Genomic DNA, 4,893 nt, shown 5'->3' on the forward strand with positions numbered 1-4,893 from the left:
AAGTGTTTGATTGCTCAAAATTAATACTGACTTGGTGTTGAACTTTAAAGTTCAACTTTATTTGCACGCTTGACATTTTGTTTAGTTTTCAAAGATCATTTCATCTTGTCAGCCGATTTATTTCAGCGACAATATTTATCATATCACTTATCTTCGTGGAAGTCAACAGCTTTTTTGTTTGCTTTAAACATTTTTTTCAAAACAATTGGCTGTTCTTACAGCGACTTTCCTAATATAACACGACCCACACAAGTAGTCAACCAAAAAATAGCCTTTTTTAAAATAAAAATAGTATTTAAGATTTATTTTATGGTAACGCTTTCACTTAACTGGAATAAAATGTTATAATCTTTATATACTATTTATACAATATTGTTTATTAAGTACAGATGCTTACCTATTATTTAGATAATTTTGAGGAGGTTAATAAATGATTAAAAATATAATTAGTTATATTATCCCTTTTGGAGGTCTAATCGTTCTATTTTGTTCGTTTCACTATTTTGATAAATATGCGGCATCATCCACTGAGGATAATATCGATATAGATAAACCCGCAGAATGAATAAGGCTAGCTACCCTATTTGATCAGTAACTAGCCTATTTTCTTTTCTTATTTTCGGTAGACAACATAGAATGGTCTCTTATCTGTTTGTCCGTTGTGACCGATCGCTTCAACCACAATGAACATAAGTAAATTTTCTTGCCCGTAAAAGAATGTTGAGGACCACCCATCACTGCCATCCTGATCAATACTTATAAGCTTCCGTTGTTCCCATGAATTCTGCCATGACTTATTTTTTACCGGTACTGTCCAAAATCTTACTTCTTTAGTATTTAGCGTCTCTACTTTAATAAGTAATTCACCCGTTGAACGTTGGCGCAATGTCACCCATTGGTTGACCATCGGAACCGGACTAGTTTCTATATCAATTACTTTTGGGTCTAGAACTGTTCTTTCATCCTTACTTCCGTTATCCATAGCTGAAGGAGAATCGGGTAGAAACCCAACTAAGATTACACTCCACAGTAGTACAAATATAACCTTACTATACAAAAATATTGCACCCTTTCTATCTATCGTTACTATCATATTGTTAGTTATCTGCTCTAGAAAAATTCAAATTTCAACATATATTGATATTCTGTGGATAAATAGACGGTTCTTGTGGATAGGTAACTTCGGGTTGTTAATAAATTTATCATTTCTGTTCACAACCTGTGGGTAGAGTGTGGATAATTGAAAAAGCTTTACATTTTAATAATCAGCTATTAAAATAATCTCATGGGTTTGTAATCAAACTCGATAAGTTAATAGTAATATGGGGGCATAGCTCAGTTGGGAGAGCGCTTGCATGGCATGCAAGAGGTCGTCGGTTCGATCCCGATTGTCTCCATACCAAACAAAACCACAAGGGATTCAACGTTTTCCATAACAAAAATGGACAAGTAGTCAAAACGTAACCTTATTTTAACGAATCAAGACCACTATTCAGAAAATGAATGGAGGTCTTTTTTTATGTCACTAATTGAAATGGCACAAAAGGAATTTTATCAGGAAAAAAAGTTTGAAGGATTAACCACTAACTCACTGGAATGTTACACGATATTTTTTAAGACATTGAATGAATGGTTATCCACACAAGGTATTGAACAATTAGAGGATTTATCCCCAAGAGTAATTAAACAGTTTTTACAGTATTGTATTGATGAAAGGGACAACAAGCCAACAAGTATTAATAGTAAATTAAAAATGTTACGTACTTGGTCATCATGGTTAATAGAAGAAAAAATGATTGAACAAGATTTCACCCACAAAATCAAACGTATGAAACAAGATACACAACCTAAAATGATTCAGGATTCTGAAATACAAAGAGTATTATCCCATCTTAGACGAATTAAGAGACGTGAAGATAGTTTTGATTCAAGAAGAAACTACACATTAATATTATTTATGATTGGTACTGGAATGAGATTAAATGAAATTGAACATCTTGATTGGTCTGATATTGATCTAACAGGTCGGTTAATTTCCATTCGGACAAGTAAAAGTCGTAAAGCACAATCTATCCCATTATCAGAATCATTAGCAAAAGAATTATTGGATTGGAAATACTATCTTGAACAAAAATTTATTAAGTTTCCCGAAGCGGTATTTGTAACTAGACAAAAGAAACGTATTACAAAAAATGCTATACAAATGGTATTTAAACGATTAAAAAAGAATCTTGATATACAAGGCGACTTTTCGCCCCATGTCATGAGAAACGTATACATTAAGAATCTACTCAAGAATGGTGCTAATTTACGTGAAGTTCAACTTTTGGCTAGACACTCAAAAATTTCCGTAACTCAAGGGTACATTGGTTACTTTGCCCACGAATTAAAAGACGCTATTGACACATACAACCCATTAAATGATTTATTGTAAGGAGTGAATACTATGATTCTAAAATATATTATGAAATATGATGAAACAGACAAGTATTATCTCGAATCAGACGAATATTTAAAAATTTTATTAGATTTACATGAATCAGGATTCTATGATAATTAAAGTAAAGCAGGGATTAATTTCCCTGCCTTTTTTATGTAACTTGTTCATAGTCATATGCAATTTCATTTTCAATATCATCATAACTACTAATTTGTCCTATTTCCGCAGTCAATGTAACTAATCCTTTTTTCGTTCTATCTATACCCACAATTTTCCAAGGATTACCGAATTTAATAAATCTATGGTCTAATTTAATAAAATTTGTATTACCATTGTCTTGAAAACTTACTAAAATAGTACCAATAGGCATATTAATGGCTTGACCATTTTGAACATCAAAAGTTTGGCTATCCACAATGACAGGAAACAATTCATGTATTTCTGTAGTGTCATATTCAGGTTGTCCGAGATAATCATATTTCCCATTTGGAGTTTTAATTTCATCTATTTTAATATATATCTCAAATTCACATTTCCGCATGATTGACTTGTATTTATTATTTCTTATTGTGTCCGATTCACTTGTGATTAAATATTTACTATTTTCATAAACAACAATATCCCCACGTTTAATTAATGATAGTGTAGTAATCTTTTTGCCATCATAAAATTCATTGAGTGGTGTATTAGTAATAATGGCTCTTGTTGAATTTCCGTTTACTAAAATATTAGTACCTGCATTTTCAATTAAATAATTAATATCATCCGTTCCAGTTTCAAATATATTAAACATATTGCACCCCCTTTACGAATTGAACAACATGAAGAAATTACTATCAGATTGTTCATCTATTGGCATTGTTCTAATTTTACGTTCAAGTTGATCTATTCTATTTTGAATATTGTCTGCAAAATCACTAATAGTCGTATCATCCATTTTGTAATTCTTCATTGTGCTAGGATTATTGGCAATTGATTCAAGAATGGACAATGCAGTACGGTAAATATTTCTTTTATTTGCTTGGCTAGATGGAATATATTCGTCATGGGGTTGTAATCCATTTTCTTGTAAGTAAATAGATAATTCATCTTGTTGAAGGTTTATTCCTTTTACTTCTAATAGTAGACGTTGCAAGTTTGTCATAGTATCATTCCTTTCTTATTTAATATAGGTTAGGTGCAGATAGACCTGAGAGTAATAATGTTTGCATCAGGTTACTGTTTTGGTAACATCATATTTAATTGTCCTGCTATGTCCTTTTGGGATTTAATCAAGTTTGAATTATTCGAACTTGATTTTCTATCTCCACCGTGTCCAATTCCATAAATTCTCTCTAACTCAACAATACATCTAGCCATTTTAAATTTACTTCTATGAAGGTGGATAATAGAAAACTTTTATCGGTGTGAAAAATTTAGTATGCTAGAGCCACATTTCAGCGTTTAGGGGTACTCAATATATCACATCATTCTTACAATTAATTACAAATCCATACCAAATAATCTACTGTATTTTGGTTTACAATGGAAATTAATTGGTAAAATAAATGGGATATAATTCGGGTTACGTATACACAGAACAAACATTCGTATAATTAGACCACTTACTAGGACAGTATGTAGTCAATTTTAATCATTAATAAGAACGTATGTACTAAATAGTGAATTGATTTATCTAACCCCCAAAATTTGACGGATAGCCACCTATTTTTTACTATTTTTAAAATGACTTCTACGAAGAATATAATAACAGGCGAAACTTTTTGGATATATATCTTATTCACTCAATCCCTTGTCATTCCTACACTTTTATTAAATGTTTCACACAATGTTTCACAGAAAATAATATCTACAATATATAGTATCAATTCCACCAATCACAACACTACATATAGAAAGGGAATAACATTCTATTCCCCTTCATTTGTCCTATCCACTTTACTACCTTCATCTTTCAACCGTTCCATTTCCATATTCACATCACTTGTATATGGTGAATGGCTTAATACACTTTCAATACTAATACCCTGCATATCACGTAATGTCTTTAAGTTTTCAATGATTTCCTTATCATTACTTGGCATAGCATACTGGAACACTATTCCCAATGATTCATAATCATCATCACTAAACACAATTCCCCGATACTCTAACAATCGTCTAATCTTATCGAATCGTTGTTCTAATCCCTCTCTTATGTACTGCTCATTAAACCCTGCCTTAATATTAGCCAATGAGAACAATAACTTAATACTAACTTCACTTAAATTACTAATATCAGTTTTATTCATTGATACCGCAGGTGTACTACTTATATCTAATAACGATTGTAATAACGTCTTATATATCGTTTCAAATGATTGATAATCTAATCCATTACTAACAAGTTTAAAGTCCGAGCCGTCATCTAATGTAATACCTCCACCAACTACTTTATAATGGACCCAAGAAAC

At 31.4% G+C, this 4,893-nt stretch carries 7 protein-coding genes and 1 tRNA gene; 3 read left to right on the forward strand and 5 right to left on the reverse strand.

Annotated elements, in window-relative coordinates:
• The first annotated feature begins 430 nt into the window (after positions 1-430).
• Entirely contained in the window at positions 431-565 is a 135-nt protein-coding gene (locus tag P9E47_RS22810; protein WP_268869830.1) for a hypothetical protein, read from the forward strand.
• Positions 566-613: 48 nt separating this feature from the next.
• On the opposite strand, the gene P9E47_RS22815 is transcribed toward P9E47_RS22810, so the two are convergent.
• Positions 614-1,057: a hypothetical protein gene (locus P9E47_RS22815; RefSeq protein ID WP_326165171.1), complete on the reverse strand. Its 444-nt coding sequence runs from the start codon at positions 1,055-1,057 to the stop codon at positions 614-616.
• A 267-nt stretch (positions 1,058-1,324) separates the two neighbouring features.
• On the opposite strand from P9E47_RS22815, the gene P9E47_RS22820 reads away from it, so the two are divergent.
• Both P9E47_RS22820 and P9E47_RS22825 read left to right on the forward strand, forming a co-directional pair.
• Positions 1,325-1,397, forward strand: a tRNA-Ala gene (locus P9E47_RS22820).
• Between the two features lie 122 nt (positions 1,398-1,519).
• Positions 1,520-2,434: a tyrosine-type recombinase/integrase gene (locus tag P9E47_RS22825; RefSeq protein WP_326165174.1), complete on the forward strand. Its 915-nt coding sequence runs from the start codon at positions 1,520-1,522 to the stop codon at positions 2,432-2,434.
• 157 nt (positions 2,435-2,591) lie between these two features.
• On the opposite strand, the gene P9E47_RS22830 is transcribed toward P9E47_RS22825, so the two are convergent.
• The 4 genes from P9E47_RS22830 to P9E47_RS22845 form a co-directional block, all read right to left on the reverse strand.
• Positions 2,592-3,233: a hypothetical protein gene (locus P9E47_RS22830; RefSeq protein WP_326165177.1), complete on the reverse strand. Its 642-nt coding sequence runs from the start codon at positions 3,231-3,233 to the stop codon at positions 2,592-2,594.
• Between the two features lie 12 nt (positions 3,234-3,245).
• A complete protein-coding gene (locus P9E47_RS22835; protein WP_326165178.1) occupies positions 3,246-3,584 on the reverse strand; it encodes a hypothetical protein in 339 nt (112 codons plus the stop codon).
• A 71-nt stretch (positions 3,585-3,655) separates the two neighbouring features.
• Positions 3,656-3,799, reverse strand: coding sequence for a hypothetical protein (locus P9E47_RS22840; RefSeq protein WP_326165181.1), 144 nt, complete (start codon positions 3,797-3,799; stop codon positions 3,656-3,658).
• A 551-nt stretch (positions 3,800-4,350) separates the two neighbouring features.
• A partial coding sequence (locus P9E47_RS22845) for a phage portal protein (protein ID WP_326165183.1) occupies positions 4,351-4,893 on the reverse strand: 543 nt, incomplete at its 5' end.

Source organism: Schinkia azotoformans, assembly GCF_035811335.1.
GTDB lineage: Bacteria > Bacillota > Bacilli > Bacillales > Bacillaceae_J > Schinkia > Schinkia azotoformans.